We start from the raw sequence: 20523 nt of genomic DNA, 5'->3' as shown, positions 1-20523 counted from the left end.
GCAGTATTCTAAGAATATGACAATAATGTGAAGTCGCGCACAAAGTTCTTGCAAATAAGGTGTGTAATCTGCTATAGTACAGATATAGAAGTTATCACATCCCAAACATATACCCCTTTGTTTGTTCGTCGTGAAAATTTCTCCTATCCCCTTAATCGTATAAATAGGTGAAAACCCCAGCAAATTTCGTGATTTGCCGGGGTTTTTCATGTGCATGAAATATAATGGTACCGGTAGTAATAAAAGTTGAACGTAAGCTGAATGAATAAAAAGAAATGTTTAGTTATTATTGTGAAACATTTCACAAATAGATTCAATCCCATACTATATCAGCTATCAAAACACGTATGGCCTAAAAATTAAAACCGTCTCTTATTTAGCTATATATACTAGAAAGGATAATAAAAGACGAAAAATATATATTGTGAACAATTTGTGAAAAGTTACACATATGGTTGAAACATAAATGGGTTATCTGATATATTATATATTGTGAAGTGAATCACAAACAAACTTATACCCCTTTGTTTGATCGTGAAAAATTTCTCCCATCCCCTTATTTCTTATAATAAAAAAACCATGCAATGTTTTGATTTGCATGGTTTTTCCTTTTTAATATATAACAAAGAAGCAGTCAAATTCATGACTGTTTCTTTGTGTATCTCCAAAACGTTCCGTATTTAGCAGGAATTTTCTCTGCCAACTGTTTTAAAACAAGCTTTTTCATTTCCAACTCGACGGTATTCTTACTCATATTATAAACCGTTTCAATCTCCTTTGTGGCCACTAGTTTGAAACAGCTTAGAAATTCTTCGAGAGAGGGAGGGGGTGCGGGGGCTGGAAGACCATTCAGCATATCTTCTAAAATTTGAACATATACCTCGTAAGAATAGACACCTGAAACCTTTATTCCCTCTTCTTCAATATTTTGATTGAAAAAGACAAGGGAAGGTATTTCAGTCACTTCCATTTCACTTGTGATTTTCATGTCACATTGAAAGCCTTTTGCTGCACTGGAAGAATTGATGTCATAAAGGAATTCCTCCACATCCAAACCGACCATTTTGGCACATTCGGTCAAGACCTCGATATTGGATATATCCTTTTTACCTATGAATACATATTCTTGAAGCTGCCTTAAAAAACGAATGGCCAATTTACGGCCCTGCAATTCCGCTGCCTTTATTGCGATGGAAGCTGTATATGGAGAAGAGATTGGGTTTTCAGACCAAAGGCTCCCGTCGCAGGACATTCCCGAGCGGCTGGCTGTCTTTTCCCAAACTTGAGCAAGGTTTTCATAATTTTTATTTTTCCCCATATTAAGAGAATCGATTTTACCGCTTAAAACATGGCGTAAACTGAACAGTTGGCCATATTCTATCTGTAATTTCCTAATAATTGGTTCTAAGCCCCAGCATTCGGGACAAAGCGGATCAACAAAAACATAAATTTCAATTGGCTTTTTTCCTATTTCATAGCAATGCTGCGTCTTGATCCAATCGGAAATATTGAAAACTGGTTTTTGTGCGCTCAACTGTCTTCTCCTTTCCCGTCAGTTCCGGATGTATTGATCATATGCTGTGCCGTCAAATAGAGGCGGTGATAGAAAAACTCCCTAATCTCACCTTCAAGGCCAACTTCGTCCATGGCATGATACATGCATGAGAGCCATGCTTTCGCACGTTCTGGTGTAATTTCAAAAGGTATATGTCGAGCCCGCAACATAGGATGGCCATGCTCTTCGGTATATAAAGAGGGACCGCCTAAATATTGAGTCATAAATTGTTTTTGCTTACGGACCGTTTCAGTTAAATCGTCAGGGAATATTGGCTGCAGGTCCGGGTGTTGACTAACGTTGGAGTAAAACACATCAATTAATTTGTGTAATTGCCCTTCTCCAATTAATTCATATGGTGTAGGGTTCCCTTGCATCATGTTGATTACTCCTTTTAAAGAAAGATGGTTGATATTTAATCATATTTTATCAATGACGTACTGATATAACAAATATATAGCTTAAAGAAAATTTTACATCTGTAGTATGACACAGGGAAATGATCGAAGATGACAGCATTTGAGGAGCTTTACCATTTGTTCAAGGTGCGTGGAAGAAGCAAATATAGACATGAAAAAACTGACCCATCATAAATAAACTGGGTCAGCTTGCTTTAGCTTGAAAATGTGCCATAAACTTTTTGGACATAGTTCTGAGTTTCTTTAAAAGGAGGGATGCCGTTATATTTATCGACATTTCCTGGCCCAGCATTATATGCAGCAAGGGCAACCTGAATGTCCCCGTCATAACGAGCCATCATTTGACTTAAATATTTACTCCCGCCCATGATGTTTTGTTCTGGATCGGTTGCATCATCCACCCCAAGGCTTTTTGCAGTTGCTGGCATTAACTGCATAAGGCCGGTTGCACCCGCATAACTGGTGGCTTCAGGGTTGAAGTTCGATTCTTGTTTAATGACAGACTTAATCAGTTTTTCCGGGAGATTATATAAACTTGCCGCCTGGCTGATGATATGATCATAGTTTGTTGCGTTTCCGCTGCTCTGATTGTTAGCATGGGCAGCGGAAATCGGGTTGATGTTCGATGTCAGGCCGATGGGTTGAAGAAAGGACTTCTTCGCTTCCGTTTCCACATTGGATAATAAGGAACCCAATGTCTGCGAAGCGCCTTCTAGAGCATCATCTGAAACCAATGCCGAGAGCATGTCCTGGAAAACGGATCGAGATGAATTTGTATTTTTGATGTTGCCGTTCGTGAATTGCTGGATTGCCTGCAATTCCATAAACGTTTTGAAATCTTGGATTTTCAAACTCTCCACCTCCGAATGGGTTCAAACAGGATTATTTTTGGAATTTGGCACGATAAAACCTCTTAACCTTATTTTCGGTTTCCCTTACCGGAATTTTAAGGGTTTCAAGGAGGGTCAGGAAGTTTTTTTTCCCGGCTTTTGCATCCGACACTTCATATTCAAGCTCAAAGTCTTCCTGATTCAAATACGAACTATGGTCTAAAACGAGCAGACCCTCTTTGTAAGGAAATTCAAAACGGTCTGTCTGTAGTGTCCCAAAGCAGGTAAAGTCTTTTGGATCAATTCCGCACCCGAGGATAAGATGTCGGATCTCGCCATCAGGGAATATGTTATGTTTCAGGAAGCCATATGCGATTTCTTCAGGAATATCTTGATTCGTTTCCAATAATCCTTCTTTAGCGGGCTGTTTTAAAGTCAGCTCGTATCGCCCATTTTTCTCCCTGATCCTAAGTGCAGAGTCTTGCTGTTTCAAAGAGAATACAAGTGTATCGAAGTAATGGTTTTTCTGTGTTTTAAAGTTCGATGCCCCGACATGAAAGTATTCGATCAGTTGACGAAATTCTTTTTCGCTTAAGAGGTTTTTAAATTCAATTTCAATATGCTGGTTCATGTGTCCCATCCTTTTTTCGCTGATTCTTAGGTTAATCATATAAGAACCATTCCAGCTGTCAAATTGAATTCAATAATTTTTTGCTATTGTACTTGAATTTTTAGGAATCAATTGCAGGATATGATAAAATATAAACGTTGAGCACGAGAATTGGTCAATCGTATATATAGAAATTTAATACATATTCTTTGCTAGAGAAAGATTTAATAGGATCCAGTGGTGAATTGGCATAAAGTCATTTGGCTGCTGGGTTTAGGAGAGCGTTCTGCCCATACCAGAGTTGAACAGGCGCTTTTTAGATAGATATAGGTGGTGTGGCAATGGAGAGTTGGGACGATTTCTTGGCGCCTTATACTCAGGCTGTCGAAGAATTGAAGGTTAAGCTAAAGGGTTTACGGAAACAGTTTGAGAGAGAGAATATTCACTCACCGATCGAATTTGTAACAGGCAGGGTAAAGCCGATTGTCAGCATATTGGATAAGGCGAGCCTAAAGGACATTCCCATTGATAAATTGGGAACTGAGATCCAGGATATTGCAGGGCTTCGCATGATGTGCCAGTTCGTGGATGATATCGAACAGGTGGTTGAACTTTTACGAGGTCGAAATGACTTCGAGATAGTCGAGGAGAGGAATTATATTTCCCATAAAAAAGCTAGCGGCTATCGTTCTTATCATGTTGTAATCCGCTATCCGGTCCAGACGATCCATGGTGAAAAGAATATCCTTGCCGAAATTCAAATCAGGACTCTTGCGATGAATTTTTGGGCGACGATTGAACATTCTTTAAATTATAAATATAAAGGCATTTTCCCGGAAGATATTCAACTGCGACTCAAACGTGCAGCTGAAGCGGCCTTCCTGCTTGATGCAGAGATGTCGCAAATCCGTACGGAAATCCAGGAAGCACAGCGTCTTTTTTCCCGGAAGAAAGATTCTTGAACAAATAAATGGGTAAACGAGAAGAAATCTATATTGAAGGTGGGATTACATGAAATTTGCGATTACGTCAAAAGGAGATGCGAAATCGAATACTTTAATGCAAAGGATGCGAACGTATCTTCAGGACTTTCATTTGGAATATGACGAAGATCAGCCGGATATTGTCATTTCTGTCGGTGGTGATGGCACTTTATTATATGCTTTTCACCGTTATAAGAATCGATTGGATAAAACCGCCTTTGTTGGAGTACATACAGGACATCTTGGGTTTTATGCAGATTGGACCCCTGATGAAATTGAAAAATTGGTGATAGCTTTAGCGAAAACCCCATTTCAAATAGTGGAATATCCACTGCTCGAAACGATTGTCCGTTATCAGCATGGAGGACGGGAAAACAGATTTTTGGCTTTGAATGAATCGACAGTCAAAAGTGTTGAAGGGACGCTCGTAATGGACGTTGAAATACGCGGCCAGCATTTCGAGACGTTCCGTGGAGATGGTTTATGCATTGCGACGCCATCTGGAAGCACGGCGTATAATAAGGCGCTTGGCGGGGCCATCGTCCATCCATCAATCGATGCCATCCAGATTACCGAATTGGCATCCATTAATAACCGGGTGTTTAGAACGGTAGGATCTCCACTTCTGCTGCCGGCACATCATACATGTATGTTCAGGCCGGTGAATGCGGTCAATTTTCAAATTACGGTCGACCATTTGTCCCTGCTTCAGGAAAATGTAAAGTCGATACAGTGCCGGGTGGCAGATGAAAAGATCCGATTTGCCAGATTCCGCCCTTTTCCTTTCTGGAAAAGAGTGCATGATTCATTTATTGCTAATTAAGGAGATAGACTCACCTCATGTCAAATCAAAACTTTTCTTTGACCTGGTCGGTTTCTGAAGAGGATTCTGGCTCTTTATTGCGAGAGTTTCTCAGCAAATGCGATATTTCAAAACGAGCATTAACGGATATTAAGTTTAAAGGTGGATATATCCGGTTGAACGGCGAAGAAGTAACCGTAAGGGAACGGATTGAAACAGGTGACACCGTCACCGTCATATTCCCGCCGGAGCAGGCAAGCGAAGGCCTTTTACCGGAACCGATCCCCTTGGATGTCAGGTATGAAGATGAGTTTGTATTGGTGGTGGCCAAGCCCCCTTTCATGAATACCATTCCTTCCCGCGAGCATCCCAACGGCAGTCTGGCGAATGGCTTGGCGGGTTATTATAGGAAGACGGGAGTACAGGCGACGATCCATATAGTTACACGTCTTGACCGGGACACATCAGGTCTGGTTTTAATTGCCAAGCACCGGCATATCCATCACCTATTAAGTGAACAGCAAAAATCAGGACAGGTTAAACGGAGATACCAAGCCATAGCTGAGGGGATCGTTGAAGGACCTGTAGGAGAGATAGTGGCGCCAATCGGACGAAAATCGACCAGCATCATCGAACGGGAAGTTAGGGAGGATGGCCGGCATGCCTGTACCCTATTTAAGGTATTGGCACACACAGAGTCCCATACATTCCTTGATTTGGAACTCCAAACAGGGCGTACGCATCAAATCAGGGTCCATATGGCTCATATTGGTCACCCGCTGGCTGGTGATGATTTATATGGAGGGAACAGGAGAGGGATACCTCGCCAAGCCCTGCATTGTTTTGAGCTGAAATTTTTACATCCTTTCACAAAGAAGATGATGTTGTTTCAAGAAGAGTTGCCAGAAGATATGTCCCGTTTGCTCGATGGAAGTAAAGGATGGGATTCCTGATTTTATAACGGGGCACATTAAAACGAACGATTCAGGATTTTGAAAAAAATCATGGACTCAAAAAAACTCACCAAGATGGCGAGTTTTTTTGGTTAATCAAAAGATTTCCTGAATTTTTCCGCTATATATGGCATGGTTGAAGGCACTTCTTGAAGATCCATTTCGGGATAACGGACAGCCGTCAGTTTTCCACCGAAGACGCAGCCTGTATCAATATTGTATGTATGATTGACTTGTCTAGCTTCAGGGACAGGTGTGTGGCCATATACGATCCAAGATTCCCCTTTGTATGATTTGGCCCAGTCTTTCCTGACCGGAGACCCATCCGGATGTTTGGAGCCATTTATATCACCATAGAGGACAAATGTTTTTACTTTACTGCTATATTGACCAATATAGTCACTGCGAATTCCTGCATGGGCAATGATCAATCGCCCTTCATCCATGATTTGATAAAGTGGGGAGCGTTCATATAGATCCATGAATTTTTTTCGGATTTTCTTCTGCTCCCGACTGTTCAGTGATTCATATTCAGCTACAGTAGTTTCTAAACCGTGTGAAATTTGTACTTTATTGCCTGAAAAATAACGATACAATTTATTGCAGTGGTTACCTGGGGCATACCTTGCTATATTTTGGTTAATGACTAATTCATGGACAACCTCGATTACTTGAAGGGAATTGGGGCCGCGATCGGTTAAATCCCCTACAAAGCCGAGAATCCTTCCAGAGGGATGTACAGGAACCCCAGTCTCCCATGTATAGCCCATTTTTTCGGTCAGCTGCCTGAATTCAGCGAAACATCCATGAATGTCACCTATGATATCGATGTTCATTTGACACATCCTTTGTTTGTTTTGTATATGTTTATGGTATTAGTATAGTATTATTTAAAAAATAAAATATAAACGAAGAAATGAAAAATTTGTTTTAGGAGGTGTATGGTTATGGAGGAGATGAAGGACCGGGAGAGGGAGCGGGAGAGTAGTCAAGTGAATAACGAGTTTTTGCTTGAAGCGCTTAAAACGGAAAATCTAGATCAGTTCCGTACGGAGTTCCTCGAAATGCATCCTTATGATCAGGCTCAATTTTATACAAGCTTGTCAGATGAATTCAGATCCGTCATTTACACATATTTGTCACCGGAAGAAATGGCGGACCTTTTTGAGAATATAGAAATAGATGAAGAGGATTATGAAAGCCTGTTGGCTGAAATGAATCCTTCTTACGCAGCCGATATGCTTTCCCATATGTATGCGGATGATGCTGCTGACGTCCTGAATGAAATCAATGATGAGCAGGCCGTCAGCTATTTGACCATCATGGATGATGAAGCGGCAAGCGAAATCCAGGAACTTCTGAATTACGAGGAATCTACGGCAGGAAGTATCATGACGACAGAGTTCATTGCCATTGAAGCAAATGAAACGGCTCGATCAGCCATGCAGATCTTAAAAAGAGAAGCTCCGGATGCGGAAACGATATATTATGTGTTCGTTACCGATCAGGAAAAGAAGCTGCTTGGTGTTTTATCGCTCAGGACTTTGATCATTGCAGATGAAGATGCTTTAATTGGTGATTTAATGGATGACAGGGTAGTTTCCGTACCTGTATCTGAAGACCAGGAAGAGGTGGCACGAAAAATAAGGGACTATAACTTCCTTGCCGTGCCGGTCGTCGATTTCCAGAACCATTTGTTAGGGATTATTACGGTTGATGATATCATTGATGTCATGGATGAAGAGGCATCCGATGATTATTCTAAACTCGCCGGTATATCTGATCTGGATCATGTTGATAAGAGTCCATTTTCAGCTGCAAAAAAACGGCTGCCATGGTTGGTCATCCTCTTGTTCTTAGGCTTGCTGACTGCGAGTTTGATCGGGCGATTTGAAGAGACACTAAGCCAAAAAGCGATTCTGGCTGTATTTATTCCATTGATTGGCGGCATGGCTGGAAATACAGGAACACAAGCATTGGCCGTGGCGGTCAGAGGAATCGCAACAGGTGAATTAGAACAGGAAAGCAAGTGGAAACTAGTCCTTCGAGAGGCTGGAACTGGCCTTATTATTGGTCTGACATGCGGAATTGCCATCATTTTCATCGTCTATTTTTGGCAAAAAGATTTAATGCTGGGGTTATTGGTCGGTATTTCGATTTTCATAACCCTGATCGTTGCCACACTTGCCGGTTCAATCGTCCCGCTTCTCATGCATAAAATGAAAATCGATCCAGCAGTAGCTTCAGGTCCCTTCATTACAACTATAAATGACCTTATCAGTATTCTTATTTATTTCGGATTAGCAACATTATTAATGGGCTATTTACTATAAGTCAAAGAAGGTCCTCCTGGAGGGTCATTTCCAGAGGACTTTAGAAAACGGTGTTTTTATCAAAGGAAATTTGATATACTGTCATTAGTAGCAGGTACTAATAACTTGTATTAAAAATAGGAGGTCACATACGATGACTTTTTCATTAGAGGGAAAAACGTTTGTCATAATGGGTGTTGCGAATAAAAGAAGTATTGCTTGGGGAGTTGCCCGTTCCTTACATAAAGCAGGTGCAAAGATGATTTTCACTTACGGAAAAGACCGTACGGAAAAAAGCGTTAGGGAACTATCTTCTACATTGGAAGGGGAGCCCTCCATCATTTTACAATGTGATGTAACGAAGGATGAAAGCATTGAAAAATGTTTTGCGACGATTAAGGAAGAAACAGGTATCATTCATGGCGTGGTACACAGTGTCGCATTCGCTAACAAGGAAGAACTGGATGGTGAGTTCGTCAATACGAGCCGTGAAGGGTTCTTGCTTGCCCATAATATCAGTTCATTTTCTTTAACGGCTGTAGCTAAAGCGGCGAAAGAAATCATGCCGGAAGGCGGCAGCATCGTCACAATGACGTATCTTGGCGGTGAACGGGTCATGCCTAATTATAATGTAATGGGAGTGGCTAAGGCTTCACTTGAAGCCAATGTCCGTTACCTGTCAAGTGATCTTGGCAAAGATAACATTCGAGTGAATGCTATTTCAGCGGGACCTATCCGTACCTTATCCGCAAAAGGTGTTCGCGACTTCAATACCATTTTAAAGAAGATTGAAGAAGAAGCACCGCTTCGTCGTACAACAACACCAGAAGAAGTAGGGGATACGGCCGTATTTTTATTAAGTGACATGTCCCGCGGGATTACCGGGGAAAATATCCATGTGGATTCTGGTTACCATATAATCGGATGACAGTAAAAGAAGGGACCGATATCGGTCCCCTTTTTTATTGATTTTCCACTCCTTTGTCTTTATGCCCTTCAAAGATAGGAGATAATTTTTGTTTACCGGTATCTTGAAGTTCTACCTCAACCCGAATTGATCTGAGTGTATCATCTTCCAAGGGGATCATTCCTTCGTTCTCAATTCTTTTCCAAGTATCATTTTCATTCCGATAAAGTATTTTAGAGAGTTTGAAGAGATCGATATCTCTTTTTTGCGTATATTGATATGTCTTTTTTATCTCTTTCTTGATTGAGCGTTTTATTTCTGATTCATATTGTTTACGCGTTATATCAATTTTCATCAATTCCACACTTGCCCTTATTTTCAGGTCCACATCAAATCGGACTTTGCCGTTTTTCTCGATGATAGGAGTGATTTTTGTCTTTTTATCGTAAAGGACGACAGATGTATCCTTTTTTGTTCCGGGGAAAAGGGTAATGCTATCACGAACGAAATCTTTATTGACTAAACGCCCTCCATTCATGGCATTATTCGGCAGAAATTCTTTTATTTTATTATTGGAAATGATAGTTACACTTTCCATCAATAATGACTTCTTCTTTTTATCCTGACCGGTCCATTGCTCTGTTATTTTTAATTCTGGTATGGATACTTGATAAGCAGGTTCATCCAGTTGAATGATAATTTCTCTTAGATTAATGGGCGGGATGAAAGAACTTTGATGATAGTTATCATCCGGATCACTCAACTTTGAAAATGCCATGGAGATATTTTCAATGGGAGAAATGAGCATGGCATCTTTTATTGAATCTTTAGTCATGAAAAAGAATATCCGATAACGTGTTTCACGGTAACGGTCCAAAAAATCAACCGCATATTTGAGCCCGCCCGCATTAAGCGCTTTTTCAGAAAAAATCACAAATGAAAGGTGTCCCCAATAAATACGCCGATCGGCCGTATGATATAAATTGAATAATGCTTCCTCCAACGTGTTTCCAGTAGCTGTTCCAACATCAGCTGCGTTAAGTGAACTAGGGTCACCGCCGGATTCCGATTTGGCTAACCCTTTCATATTAATTATTTGAAGGTGAACGAGGACCTTTCCGTTTTTATAATCGATACCTAAACCATTAGCATATACGAGTCGTTCAGGTTCATTGGAATCCCAACAGCCAGCTAGAACGAAAACACTTAATAAAAGAATGAAAGTGCATTTCATTTTCATTTATGTCCTTCCTCACCTTTCTTGGTAGGATCTTTTGAAGAAAAGATGGATGGTCGTCTTTTATCAAATGAGGGAGGAATGCGAAAAAGTGTTTTGACTATGTTGGACATACTCAAATTAGCGGAAACTTCCATATAAGGAACTCCTAATATCCGGATATTACTTACATATGCACATAAAAATAGAGCTAGTAGCATAAATGCGAAAAGTCCCAAAAATGAAGCGGATATAATAGCCACGAGTCTTATTAAGCTGATGACGCCAATGATCGATTGATTGACGAGAGTGAAAGTGGCAACAGCCGAGCCGGCAATGACAACAAGCATGGCCGGACTGGTTAAACCGGAACGGATGGCGGCATCCCCTATGATCAAGGCTCCCAATACACTTAAAGTAGATCCAATCGAAGTGGGGAGACGCATCCCTGCTTCTTTGAAGATTTCAAAGACGATCACCATGGTAATTGCCTCCAGTGCGGTTGGAAGTGGCAGGCCCCTTCTGGACTCCACTACCGTTGCCAGCAATATCAGCGGTAGCTGGTCTTGATGAAAGGTTGTTAATGCGACCCAAAAACCAGGTAATAAAGCCGCAATAAAAATACCGAATAATCGAAGGGCCCTTTCAAATGAAGCATAAATGGACGGATATTCATTATCTTCGGATGTTTTTAAGACAATGAAGAGGTTGATTGGTGTAATCATGGTGTAGGCAACACCATCAATTAAAATTAGGAGCCTTCCTTTTAACAGGCATTGTACGGCAAAATCCGGCTTTCCCGAATAGTCATGCCTAGGGAAAAGTATCGAAGGCTTTTCTTCAATCAATTCCATAAATTGATTACCGCCATATATCCCATCCACATCGATCGCTTCTATTTTTCGAGATATTTCCTGAACCATATCGGGATTGGAAATGTCCTCCATATATAAAACTGCGACTTTAGTCAAAGTTCGCTTGCCCACCTCGAAATATTTAACACTCAAGGAGTTTGTTCGCATTCGCTTACGGATTAAAGCGACGTTAATGGATAAATCTTCTATGAAATTATCTCTAGGGCCTTTAATCGTGACTTCGGCAGATGTTTCCTCAGGGTTGCGTTGGGGACGCTTAGAAATATTAGCGGATAATAAATATTCGAATCCCTCAATGAGAAGGATTAACTTCCCAGAGTAGATGTCTGCAAATAACTCTTCTTTTGTGTTAACTTCGGCGAGTTGAGGAAGGTAAAGGGAGTCCTTTAACTCCTCAATCGTCAACTTCCCCTTTGGGTACTTTTGAAAAAATAATGTTAATCTTTCAAAAACAAGATTATTTAACAGTTCTGTATCGATAAGTCCTTCACATCCTACTAATGTGACTTTAAGGGGAAACTCATTGCGATATAGACTGCTTTGGAAAAAAACATCTCCTGAATTTTGGAATATTTTTCTTAAATCGGATTCTTCTTTTATTTCAAGCTTTTCTATGTAATCCTTTTTACTTTTCGGCTTGGACAGTTGCTTTTTGGTTTTCTTGAACATCGGATGTGGGCCTCCTTTTTCTACGATTGCTGGAGAAAACAAAAATACTTAAAAGGATGGAAACCGCTAAAAAGAACCAGAATGTAATCGGCATGACAAATGCTCCGATAATGTGATATAAAATTACATCACTGAAGCTGTATGCGTTGGCGACGATAAGTAAAATTGAATAGGCAAGTAGCAAAATCGTTTTGCTTCGCTTTTTTTTTATGGATAGCACTTCCAGTGATAAGAATAAGAAAAACGATACTCTTATGAAGGCTCCGGTTAACCATTGGTAAATCGAGAGGAAATCAAGATGCTCAATGAATCTGCCTAAAGTCACCAGTCCCCATTGTTCAAAAGCCGGATACTTTTGTCTGGAAGCCTCCAGCGGACCGAACTCCGTAATGGAACCAATTAGGGGTCCAAGGATTAGCCAGGTGAGGATAATGGCATTTAATGTAAATACCTTGAATTTTAATTGGCCATGTACTTTCTGCTGCATGAATAGTATGACAATCAACTCAATGAGCCCGGACAAAGGATAAATCATTCCAGAAACAACTGGAGACCAACCATTTTCCATAATGGGCTTTAATAGTGAAAAATCCTTAAATTGAATATTTGCGATCGCCACAAATATTCCAAAAACGATTACCGCAGTCAGTACGAATGTGTTCGTGATAACAATCGTTTGAATGTTAGTGGAAGCAAGAAAAAAACATAATCCCGTAAAAAGGATTATTTCGAGAATTGGTGGCGTTATGGGCAAATAGGAAACTTTTGTCCACACAATCATCTCTTTCAACGACACTGCAGCTAATGAAGCGAAAAAGATACTCGTGGCAATGGATAAAATTTTGCCTGATGCCATTCCGATATTCGTTTCCACCCATACAAATATGTTGCTCTGTCCGGTGGATTTGTGTATGTAAAACAAAAGTAAACACCAAATCAATATCAATCCTAGAGCAAGCAGTACGGAAATCCATCCATCCCGTTTTGCATTTGGCAGTAAATGAGGAAGAATCGTGACATGATTTTTTAAACCGACAGCCGTGATCACGATTAAAGATAGTTGTACAGTTGAAATTTTTCCGCTTTTTTTCATCTTCGGAGCTCCTCCTTTAACAGCCATTATTTATTAGTTTTCTCCATAAATGCCCAACATATCCAAGCTTGGTTGATGTCCTTTTTTGAAGGAGTGTCACATCTCCAGCATAAAGAAGGGTGAGTTTCATATAAATGATACATAGAGCGGATATTCATTGTTTGCGAGAATCGGCATAAAGCGGCTTTCAACCCTATTCGAGAAAAAGAAGGAGGGGTATCATGGACGTGGAAAAAGTTGGTGTGCCTTGTGCTGATGGAAAACAAACCATACAAAATACGCTGAAGAGACATATCAATTTACATGGAAAAAATATCAGCACTTCATATACCGCCGAGGAATTGGTGGAGCTATTGTCCCGACTTCCAGCCTTTGCACCTAAGCCTGTTTGTAAGTTCATCATCAATGACCGTACACTATTCGGGAAATTGGAACAAAAAAAAGAATCCAGTTTGTTCATAAGGCATAAATTCGGGAAAAAAGTTGTCCAATACCAAATGGAACAGCTGCAGTCCGTGGATATTCTGAAATATTAAGGAGGGTTTTCATGTCAGGAAAAAATGGCGATAAGGAATCCAAACCACTTATATATGTCGATCAAGCAAAAATATCAGATCTGCGTGGAAATATGCAAAGTGATTTTCGAACGAAAAAGGCTAAACCTCAAGACAGCGCTGAGCCGGAACTTCAGGAAGAAGCCGAGCATAAAGAAGAAAAAATCGAACAGGTCAAACGCGAATTTGGTGTTTATGATGCCATGATGGAAATTGAAAAAGAGATTACGGGATTAAGGAAAATCACGGAAGAATATGTCCCTGAGCAAGCTCCGGTTGAAAAAATGGAACATCCTGAACAAATAGAACAGGAAAATAAAAAGCCAGTTAAGAGAAAAAGGAAAAAGGTGGAGAAGAAAGAATCTTCCCGTGACATCATTTCCCGCCTATCCAATCATCAAGGTTTTCCAAAACCATTATGTGAGGCTGTAATTAACGGAGAAAAGCTTCGGTTTCATGTGTTGGGCATGAGAGGGGAATCAGTGAAAATTAAAAGAGGGAACCATATCCGTTTCGTGGGTCTGCCGGATATCATCGATGCCAAAATAATTGAAGAATCCAAGTGAAGGAGCAATATTAAATGTTTCCCCCACAAAGTGAATTTACCTTATTTATCATATTAGGCTTGGCTTCCTTCAGGCTGACACGCTTGATCGTTTTCGATAAAATCATGGAGCCGCTGCGCAGCCCCTTTTTTAAAGAGATAGAGGAAAAAAACGAAGAAGGAATTGTGGAAATATTTTTAATGCCTAAAGAAAAGGGTCTGCTGGGGTGGATTGGTCAATTGCTAAGTTGTTTCTGGTGCGTGGGTGTCTGGGTCAGCCTTTTTCTGGTTTTCCTTTATATCCAACATTGGTTTATAGGCGACGTACTGATATTAATCCTTGCCGTTGCAGCAGTAGGAGCGATAATTGAGGTCATAATCAGCAAAATTATGGACATTTGATTGGAAACAACTTGTCTAATCATTCATATAGTATGATATAGATCTTAAAGGAGGAGTCAGGAATTGAATCAGAAACAGAATAATCCATGGGCATATGCAAAACCGATAAAAAAAGATCAGCCGATCAAAATCAAGAAAGATTGTGGCTGTAATAATAACAATAAAAATAAAGGCTATTGAGTGAAAAAACCTTTCCATTTTGGAAGGGTTTTTTTATTTCCTAATCCTACCATTCATAAAAAAACCGTTAAACAAGAAAATAACAATAGAACGATAAATTAGGATGTGATTCTATGTTCAGACAAGGAAGATATTTTAAGGGAAGCTGGCTGATTTTTATAGTTGTTTTATGTGTGCTTACGGCGTGCAGCAATCAGAATGATGGAAAAACGGAGAATTTCGCGATGATTAAACGTACGAATCCTGAACCGATGGATATCATTAATGGAATGGATGAAAAGGATGAAAAGGGACTGATCTCAAAGGTCAAGGAAACAGTTGCTAATGAAGACACCATCTATGACGTGATCGTCGTGAAAAACGACAAAAAGATTATCGTCGCTTATAAAGTTAAGCACTTACAACGTTTTCATATGAAGAAAATTGAAAAGACTGTGACTGAAAATCTGGAAGAGAAGTTTCCCAAAAATGATTTCATCGTATCTAGCGATTATAAAATCTTTTTGGAATCGGTAAGGTTGAACGAGTTACTTAAGAAAAAAGATGTACCCGAGAAAAAGGCAAGAAAGAAGTTCAAGGAAATTGAAGAACTTCAAAAAGAATTAATTTAGAAGAGAGGTTCAGCAATATGAGCGGCAAGGATAAAACTACCCCAATACAGGATGCGTATCAGCAGCTCCAAGGGAAGCATGAAATTAAAAGACCGATAGTGAAGAATTGTTTGAAGGCCTTTTTAGTAGGTGGCATTTTCTGCATAGTGGGACAAGCCATTTCCTACTTCTATATTTATTTTTTTAACTTTACGGAGCAGACAGCAGGAGGTCCGACAACGGCCACCATGGTGTTTCTGGCCCTTTTGATGACCGGTTTCGGGTTTTACGACCGCATTGGCCAGTTTGGGGGGGCAGGGAGTGCCGTCCCTGTCACTGGGTTCGGTAACGCAGTCATTTCGGCAGCAATCGAACATCGGACGGAAGGTTTTGTACTTGGAGTTGGATCCAATATGTTTAAATTGGCCGGATCGGTCATTTTATTTGGAGTATTTTCAGCCTTTGTCGTGGCGTTGATAAAAACGATTTACCTAATGATTGGGGGCTAAGCGGTGTTAAAGGGAAAACAAACATGGATGTTCACCAATAAACCGGTCATCTTGGAAACAGGGGTAACAGGCGGGCCATTTGAAGCTAATGGAGAAATCGCTGGTGATTTCGATATTTTATACGACGATTTGTGGATGGAGCAGGATTCATATGAGAAGGCTCATCGGCATTTGATGGAGAAAGCGGTAGAGCTTGCATTGGAGAAAGGCAAGATTGACAAGGAGCAGGTACAATTTTTCTTGGCGGGTGATTTAATCAATCAGGTTACACCCACAAGCTTTGCGGCCAGAACCAATGGAATTCCATATTTCGGCTTGTTTGGAGCCTGTTCCACATCGATGGAAGGGCTTGCTCTAGCTGCCTTCATCACTAATTATGGCGGTGCTAACTATGTGTTGACAGGTGCCTCGAGCCACAATGCAGCTGTTGAAAAACAATTTCGCTATCCAACTGAATATGGCGGGCAAAAACCACCTACAGCTCAATGGACGATAACGGGAGCGGGGGTGGCGCTGGTTGCTCCTGATGGAAGCATGCAAGGGGAATTTCCACATATTGTCTCCGCCACTATCGGAAAGGTCATTGACATGGGATTGAAAGATCCTTTCAATATGGGGGGAGCGATGGCCCCGGCGGCCGCCGATACGATACTTGCCCATTTCAAAGATACTGGTTTGACCCCGGATGATTACGATTTCATCATTACCGGTGATTTAGGTCAAATAGGGAGGGAGACAGCTCTTGACTTATTAAAGCAAAAGGGCTGTGATATCAATCAGGAAAAATTCAAGGATTGCGGGTTGATGATTTTCAAAAAGGACCAGCCTGTTTTGGCTGGCGGGAGCGGTGCGGGATGTTCGGCAGTGGTATTATACGGTCATATACTGAATGAAATGATTTCCGGCAAATATAAAAAAATCCTCCTTGTCGCAACAGGAGCATTATTGTCACCGCTTTCCGTCCAGCAAAAAGATACGATTCCGTGCATTGCCCATGCTGTAGCAATTGAATATGGGATGAATTCATGAAAAAGGAGAGATTTCGATGTTAGCAATGTTTTTTTGGGCCTTTGTCATCGGTGGCTTGATCTGTGTAGTCGGCCAGCTTCTTTTCGATGTTGCTAAGCTGACACCGGCACATACGTTAAGCTTGTTCGTTGTAATAGGGGCTGTTCTTGGCGGATTTGATTTATATGAGCCGCTTGTTAACTTTGCCGGTGCCGGAGCAACCATACCGATCGTTTCGTTCGGGAACTCGCTGGTGAACGGGGCGATGATGGAATCGGAAAAGCATGGTCTAGTCGGCGTACTGACAGGCATGTTTGAAATTACAAGTTCAGGTATCTCCGCAGCAATCGTCTTTGGATTCATCGGAGCTTTGGTTTTCAGGCCAAAAGGATGAAACAAGCGGAAATAGGCAGCCTGGACTAGGACATGGCCTATACATATTTGTCCAGACCTACATATGTTATCAGTAAGCTTTAGCGAGAGCGAGGTGATATGTATGTTTGGTTTTGGTGGCTACGGTTGTTGTGGCGGCAGCAGTTATGGATACGGCGGCGGTTATGGCGGAGGATACAGTGGCGGCGGTTCCACTTTCGCGATAATCGTTGTATTGTTTATCCTATTGATCATTGTAGGGGCTTCTTTCTGCTAAGGCGTAAAAGGAATGGGCAGAAGAAGCCTATTCCTTTTATTTTTTTTGTATGGCCTAGCACTTTTTTCTGATAATGCCATAGGATAGGTACAGAAAAGGGAGGGGCTTAAGTATGGATAATAACTTTTTTAAAAACATAGAAGGTAAAACCGGCGTAAATATGAAAGATGTATTAGAATTGGCAAACTCGCTGCAAGGAGCCAACTTCAAAGATGAAACAACGGTTAGAAACGTCATTAAGCGCGTTTCAAAAATAGCGAATAAGCCGGTCAATAAGGAAACGGAAGATAAAATCGTACATTCCATCGTAGCTGAAGGGAATAAACTTGATTTCGGGACGATATCCAATATGATTAATAAAAAATGAAAAAGGGCCTGCTATCATGCAGGCCTTCAGACTGCAGACAAACTTGAAAAAAGCGAGTTTGCCTGCAGTTTTTTAATTTTAAAAAGTCCATTTGCAAGATTTATAGCGTGGGCTTTTGGTCAAAGCTTCAGGAAACGTGATGGATGGGCAGTCCGACCGCGTCTAGTTTGCAGAATGGAAAGGTAAAGATCCTTTTTAGCCCTGGTTGCCGCTACATAGAGCAATCGTCTTTCCTCTTCAAGAGGGGATAGTTCCCCTTTTCGGTAAGATTCAAGTGCGAAATCATGAGGAATGCTGCCATCGACAGCAGCAAGGACATATACGGTTTGATATTCAAGCCCTTTGGAACGATGTATGGTGGTAAGTTGTATGGCATCCTTAAAGTGTTTCGATAGCTGTTTAATCTCTTGGACCATCGCAGTCATATGATCGACATGTTCAATGAAAGCGGCAACGGTTGGAAAACGATTTGCCGCCACCTTTAAGTCGCGGATGTCATCGGACCCTTTTTCCAGGTTCGCATCATTACCGCGTTTTTTTACATATTCCTGGTATCCTAAATCTTTCTCGATGATCTCTAACGCTACGAGTGGCGACATAATTTTTAAAGACCGAATCTGTCCCGGAATCGTTTTTAATTTTCGTTCTTGAAAAGCATGTCCAGTCTTAACAAAAGCAAATGCATCGATGAAATCACAATCCTGCAATATTGTCATTGCTTTTAACTCTTGTAATATACTTTGCTTTAAGAATAGGGAGGAAAGGACATCAGATGCTGCCTTGCTGTCATGCGGGAACAAACTCAAGCGCATAAAGGCAAGCATGCCGCGAATGACCTTGCGCTGATAAAACGAATCCGCATCCTTTTCAATGACGAATGGCAGATTGGAAGCGGCTAGCCGTTCAAAAATGGCCCTTGACATCGTGTGTGTCCTATACAATACTGCAAAGTCCCCAGGGTTTGCTCCCTTGGATATTTTCTCTTGGATATCGGATACGATCATCGTCGCTTCCAATTCTTCATCATAAGGATAAAATAAAACAGGTGGATTTCCTGAATCATGCTGCGCCCTCATCTTTTTTTCCATCCGGTTCTGGTTTCGCTTGATCAAGCGGTTCGCTGTAGCGACAATTTCATGGGAAGAGCGGTAATTCTCCGTCAGCTTCACCACTTGGGATCGAGGGAAGTCATGATTGAAATTCAATATATACTTCGGATCGCTTCCACGGAATGAATAGATGGATTGGTCATCATCTCCAACCGCACATACATTTTTTGATTCAGCAGATAGGAGTTTTATCAATTCATATTGAACTTTATTAATATCCTGAAACTCATCAACCAAAAAATAGTTAAACCTTTGCTGATATTTCTTTAAAAATTCCGGATTATTTTTTAAAAATACATAACAGCCTACAAGCATATCATCGAAATCATACTTCCCTGTTTGCTGTTTATATTCTTCATATTTCTTATATAAATGTAAACAGGATTTCTCCCAATCGTCCTTAGGCTGTATATCTTCTGGAAAAGCCAATGAGTTTTTCCATAGTCCAATTTGTTGAAGGGCCTGATCATATGCAAATTCCTTATCATCAAGTTCCAATTCCCTGCCAGCCTGTTTCAATACCTTTTCTTTTTCCCACTCCCACTTCAATAGGAAATCGCGCTGCCATTTGGCTGGTTCATGGAAAATCAGGATTTTATAAAAGATGCTATGAAATGTCCCGCTAACGATTTGAGAAACAAGGGAAGGAGTCATATTGGGATAGCCGAGCAGACGCTGCTGCATTTCCTTTGCGGATTTCGCCGTAAATGTTACAAGCATGATACTTTTTGGATCAATCTTTTTCACTGTGAGCATATAGGCAGTACGTACTGTCAATACGCGGGTTTTCCCGCTGCCTGCTCCTGAAAGGACAAGGATGGGTCCATCGATCGTCATTACCGCTTTGAGTTGCTCTGCATCGAGTACAACCCCTGAAGAGGATAATTCTTGAAAGTATGGTTCCTCTGATTGTGCCATGTCATATGGTTTATCTGAATATTTCGGATTGCCGGTTATAGGGCGGCTTTTAAGGAAAGGTTCGGTAATGGTTTTCGTTTCAGTAATGGTTCGTGATGTAGGAATCCTAAATCCATTCTGTTCCATATATTCTAAGGGCTTATCTTCATTTATGGATTCTGAAATTGGCATTTCACAGGGTCCCTGCGATGGGTCGCTATGATAAAAATAAGGTGTCTCATGGATTCCAATAAATAATTTCACTGGTTTATGACAAATGATACAAGAAAGCTGATCACGTTTTCCTTTTTCAAAAAGTGTCTGCAGCTCACCAGCTGAAACGGTATGTAAATGTACGATTTCATTGCCAGATTTTGCTTGATTCATATAAATGGATACCTCTAATCTATTAAAAATATCGGCAATATTCATCATACCAGAAGATTAGGAAAAAAGAATGTGGAAATCATGTTTAAATATTGTTCTGGCA

At 40.7% G+C, this 20523-nt stretch carries 23 protein-coding genes; 14 read left to right on the top strand and 9 right to left on the bottom strand.

From position 1 onward, the window contains the following. Positions 1 to 640 precede the first annotated feature (640 nt). From ACFX4H_RS09125 to ACFX4H_RS09110, 4 genes are all read right to left on the bottom strand, one after another. Entirely contained in the window at positions 641 to 1534 is an 894-nt protein-coding gene (locus tag ACFX4H_RS09125; RefSeq protein ID WP_082201283.1) for a ClpXP adapter SpxH family protein, read from the bottom strand. Next, positions 1531 to 1935, bottom strand: a complete 405-nt coding sequence (locus tag ACFX4H_RS09120) for a globin domain-containing protein (RefSeq protein ID WP_034314489.1) — start codon at positions 1933 to 1935, stop codon at positions 1531 to 1533. Before ACFX4H_RS09120 ends, ACFX4H_RS09125 begins: the two co-directional genes overlap by 4 nt. A 233-nt stretch (positions 1936 to 2168) precedes the next feature. Continuing rightward, entirely contained in the window at positions 2169 to 2834 is a 666-nt protein-coding gene (locus ACFX4H_RS09115) for a lytic transglycosylase domain-containing protein (protein WP_483878266.1), read from the bottom strand. Between the two features lie 22 nt (positions 2835 to 2856). Further along, complete coding sequence (locus ACFX4H_RS09110) at positions 2857 to 3435, bottom strand: CYTH domain-containing protein (protein WP_377435009.1); 579 nt, start codon at positions 3433 to 3435, stop codon at positions 2857 to 2859. Positions 3436 to 3755: 320 nt separating this feature from the next. Between ACFX4H_RS09110 and yjbM the strand changes: the two genes are divergently transcribed. Genes yjbM through ACFX4H_RS09095 form a run of 3 tightly spaced genes read left to right on the top strand, consistent with a single transcriptional unit; the run spans position 3756 to position 6152 of the window. After that, positions 3756 to 4376, top strand: coding sequence for a GTP diphosphokinase (gene yjbM, locus ACFX4H_RS09105; protein WP_034314484.1), 621 nt, complete (start codon positions 3756 to 3758; stop codon positions 4374 to 4376). 49 nt (positions 4377 to 4425) lie between these two features. Beyond that, a complete protein-coding gene (locus ACFX4H_RS09100) occupies positions 4426 to 5220 on the top strand; it encodes an NAD kinase (protein ID WP_034314482.1) in 795 nt (264 codons plus the stop codon). A 17-nt stretch (positions 5221 to 5237) separates the two neighbouring features. Continuing rightward, entirely contained in the window at positions 5238 to 6152 is a 915-nt protein-coding gene (locus ACFX4H_RS09095; RefSeq protein ID WP_241636755.1) for an RluA family pseudouridine synthase, read from the top strand. A gap of 92 nt (positions 6153 to 6244) precedes the next feature. On the opposite strand, the gene prpE is transcribed toward ACFX4H_RS09095, so the two are convergent. Further along, positions 6245 to 6988, bottom strand: a complete 744-nt coding sequence (prpE, locus tag ACFX4H_RS09090; protein ID WP_034314476.1) for a bis(5'-nucleosyl)-tetraphosphatase PrpE — start codon at positions 6986 to 6988, stop codon at positions 6245 to 6247. A gap of 120 nt (positions 6989 to 7108) precedes the next feature. Between prpE and mgtE the strand changes: the two genes are divergently transcribed. Both mgtE and fabI read left to right on the top strand, forming a co-directional pair. Further along, a complete protein-coding gene (gene mgtE / locus ACFX4H_RS09085; protein WP_034315491.1) occupies positions 7109 to 8485 on the top strand; it encodes a magnesium transporter in 1377 nt (458 codons plus the stop codon). A gap of 133 nt (positions 8486 to 8618) precedes the next feature. After that, positions 8619 to 9392, top strand: coding sequence for an enoyl-ACP reductase FabI (fabI, locus tag ACFX4H_RS09080; RefSeq protein ID WP_034314473.1), 774 nt, complete (start codon positions 8619 to 8621; stop codon positions 9390 to 9392). A gap of 34 nt (positions 9393 to 9426) precedes the next feature. Here the strand turns inward: fabI and ACFX4H_RS09075 are convergent, their stop codons facing one another. The 3 genes from ACFX4H_RS09075 to ACFX4H_RS09065 are packed head-to-tail and all read right to left on the bottom strand — an operon-like array spanning position 9427 to position 13224. Next, entirely contained in the window at positions 9427 to 10611 is a 1185-nt protein-coding gene (locus ACFX4H_RS09075) for a Ger(x)C family spore germination protein (protein WP_249597040.1), read from the bottom strand. Beyond that, positions 10608 to 12131 (bottom strand): spore germination protein, encoded by a 1524-nt coding sequence (locus ACFX4H_RS09070; RefSeq protein ID WP_241636753.1) that lies wholly within the window; start codon positions 12129 to 12131, stop codon positions 10608 to 10610. Before ACFX4H_RS09070 ends, ACFX4H_RS09075 begins: the two co-directional genes overlap by 4 nt. After that, on the bottom strand, positions 12088 to 13224 hold the full coding sequence (locus ACFX4H_RS09065; protein ID WP_241636752.1) for a GerAB/ArcD/ProY family transporter: 1137 nt from the start codon (positions 13222 to 13224) through the stop codon (positions 12088 to 12090). The genes ACFX4H_RS09070 and ACFX4H_RS09065 overlap by 44 nt, the downstream gene beginning before the upstream one ends. 221 nt (positions 13225 to 13445) lie before the next feature. Between ACFX4H_RS09065 and ACFX4H_RS09060 the strand changes: the two genes are divergently transcribed. The 9 genes from ACFX4H_RS09060 (at position 13446) to spoVIF (ending at position 18027) form a co-directional block, all read left to right on the top strand. Next, positions 13446 to 13760, top strand: a complete 315-nt coding sequence (locus ACFX4H_RS09060; RefSeq protein ID WP_034314470.1) for a hypothetical protein — start codon at positions 13446 to 13448, stop codon at positions 13758 to 13760. An 11-nt stretch (positions 13761 to 13771) separates the two neighbouring features. After that, the gene (locus ACFX4H_RS09055; protein ID WP_241636751.1) at positions 13772 to 14344 is read left to right on the top strand and encodes a spore coat CotO family protein; all 573 of its coding nucleotides are present in this window, start codon (positions 13772 to 13774) and stop codon (positions 14342 to 14344) included. A 14-nt stretch (positions 14345 to 14358) separates the two neighbouring features. After that, entirely contained in the window at positions 14359 to 14724 is a 366-nt protein-coding gene (locus ACFX4H_RS09050) for a DUF1360 domain-containing protein (protein WP_034314467.1), read from the top strand. 293 nt (positions 14725 to 15017) lie between these two features. Continuing rightward, positions 15018 to 15515 (top strand): YhcN/YlaJ family sporulation lipoprotein, encoded by a 498-nt coding sequence (locus tag ACFX4H_RS09045; RefSeq protein ID WP_048686567.1) that lies wholly within the window; start codon positions 15018 to 15020, stop codon positions 15513 to 15515. Positions 15516 to 15532: 17 nt separating this feature from the next. Next, on the top strand, positions 15533 to 16003 hold the full coding sequence (spoVAC, locus tag ACFX4H_RS09040) for a stage V sporulation protein AC (protein WP_048686569.1): 471 nt from the start codon (positions 15533 to 15535) through the stop codon (positions 16001 to 16003). A 3-nt stretch (positions 16004 to 16006) separates the two neighbouring features. Further along, positions 16007 to 17032: a stage V sporulation protein AD gene (spoVAD, locus tag ACFX4H_RS09035; protein ID WP_241636750.1), complete on the top strand. Its 1026-nt coding sequence runs from the start codon at positions 16007 to 16009 to the stop codon at positions 17030 to 17032. Positions 17033 to 17048: 16 nt separating this feature from the next. Then, positions 17049 to 17405, top strand: a complete 357-nt coding sequence (spoVAE, locus tag ACFX4H_RS09030; protein ID WP_048686576.1) for a stage V sporulation protein AE — start codon at positions 17049 to 17051, stop codon at positions 17403 to 17405. 102 nt (positions 17406 to 17507) lie between these two features. Next, positions 17508 to 17660: a YjcZ family sporulation protein gene (locus ACFX4H_RS09025; RefSeq protein WP_377435004.1), complete on the top strand. Its 153-nt coding sequence runs from the start codon at positions 17508 to 17510 to the stop codon at positions 17658 to 17660. Positions 17661 to 17772: 112 nt separating this feature from the next. Continuing rightward, positions 17773 to 18027, top strand: a complete 255-nt coding sequence (gene spoVIF / locus ACFX4H_RS09020; RefSeq protein WP_034314458.1) for a sporulation-specific transcription regulator SpoVIF — start codon at positions 17773 to 17775, stop codon at positions 18025 to 18027. A gap of 119 nt (positions 18028 to 18146) precedes the next feature. Here spoVIF and ACFX4H_RS09015 read toward each other — a convergent pair whose 3' ends face one another. Continuing rightward, positions 18147 to 20420: an ATP-dependent helicase gene (locus ACFX4H_RS09015; protein WP_249597043.1), complete on the bottom strand. Its 2274-nt coding sequence runs from the start codon at positions 20418 to 20420 to the stop codon at positions 18147 to 18149. Positions 20421 to 20523 lie beyond the last annotated feature (103 nt).

It is taken from the genome of Peribacillus sp. YIM B13477 (genome assembly GCF_042787955.1).
In the GTDB taxonomy this organism is placed as follows: Bacteria; Bacillota; Bacilli; order Bacillales; family DSM-1321; genus Peribacillus; species Peribacillus frigoritolerans.
Note: the sequence above shows the minus strand (reverse complement) of the source record. Positions and strands in the feature narration are given on the sequence as shown.

Coding starts and splice junctions, on each gene's coding strand:
- ACFX4H_RS09120 (WP_034314489.1), bottom strand. CDS start 1,935: ATGATGCAAGGGAACCCTACACCATATGAATTAATTGGAGAAGGGCAA.
- ACFX4H_RS09110 (WP_377435009.1), bottom strand. CDS start 3,435: ATGAACCAGCATATTGAAATTGAATTTAAAAACCTCTTAAGCGAAAAA.
- yjbM (WP_034314484.1), top strand. CDS start 3,756: ATGGAGAGTTGGGACGATTTCTTGGCGCCTTATACTCAGGCTGTCGAA.
- ACFX4H_RS09100 (WP_034314482.1), top strand. CDS start 4,426: ATGAAATTTGCGATTACGTCAAAAGGAGATGCGAAATCGAATACTTTA.
- ACFX4H_RS09095 (WP_241636755.1), top strand. CDS start 5,238: ATGTCAAATCAAAACTTTTCTTTGACCTGGTCGGTTTCTGAAGAGGAT.
- prpE (WP_034314476.1), bottom strand. CDS start 6,988: ATGAACATCGATATCATAGGTGACATTCATGGATGTTTCGCTGAATTC.
- mgtE (WP_034315491.1), top strand. CDS start 7,109: ATGAAGGACCGGGAGAGGGAGCGGGAGAGTAGTCAAGTGAATAACGAG.
- fabI (WP_034314473.1), top strand. CDS start 8,619: ATGACTTTTTCATTAGAGGGAAAAACGTTTGTCATAATGGGTGTTGCG.
- ACFX4H_RS09075 (WP_249597040.1), bottom strand. CDS start 10,611: ATGAAAATGAAATGCACTTTCATTCTTTTATTAAGTGTTTTCGTTCTA.
- ACFX4H_RS09070 (WP_241636753.1), bottom strand. CDS start 12,131: ATGTTCAAGAAAACCAAAAAGCAACTGTCCAAGCCGAAAAGTAAAAAG.
- ACFX4H_RS09065 (WP_241636752.1), bottom strand. CDS start 13,224: ATGAAAAAAAGCGGAAAAATTTCAACTGTACAACTATCTTTAATCGTG.
- ACFX4H_RS09060 (WP_034314470.1), top strand. CDS start 13,446: ATGGACGTGGAAAAAGTTGGTGTGCCTTGTGCTGATGGAAAACAAACC.
- ACFX4H_RS09055 (WP_241636751.1), top strand. CDS start 13,772: ATGTCAGGAAAAAATGGCGATAAGGAATCCAAACCACTTATATATGTC.
- ACFX4H_RS09050 (WP_034314467.1), top strand. CDS start 14,359: ATGTTTCCCCCACAAAGTGAATTTACCTTATTTATCATATTAGGCTTG.
- ACFX4H_RS09045 (WP_048686567.1), top strand. CDS start 15,018: ATGTTCAGACAAGGAAGATATTTTAAGGGAAGCTGGCTGATTTTTATA.
- spoVAC (WP_048686569.1), top strand. CDS start 15,533: ATGAGCGGCAAGGATAAAACTACCCCAATACAGGATGCGTATCAGCAG.
- spoVAE (WP_048686576.1), top strand. CDS start 17,049: ATGTTAGCAATGTTTTTTTGGGCCTTTGTCATCGGTGGCTTGATCTGT.
- ACFX4H_RS09025 (WP_377435004.1), top strand. CDS start 17,508: ATGTTTGGTTTTGGTGGCTACGGTTGTTGTGGCGGCAGCAGTTATGGA.
- spoVIF (WP_034314458.1), top strand. CDS start 17,773: ATGGATAATAACTTTTTTAAAAACATAGAAGGTAAAACCGGCGTAAAT.
- ACFX4H_RS09015 (WP_249597043.1), bottom strand. CDS start 20,420: ATGAATCAAGCAAAATCTGGCAATGAAATCGTACATTTACATACCGTT.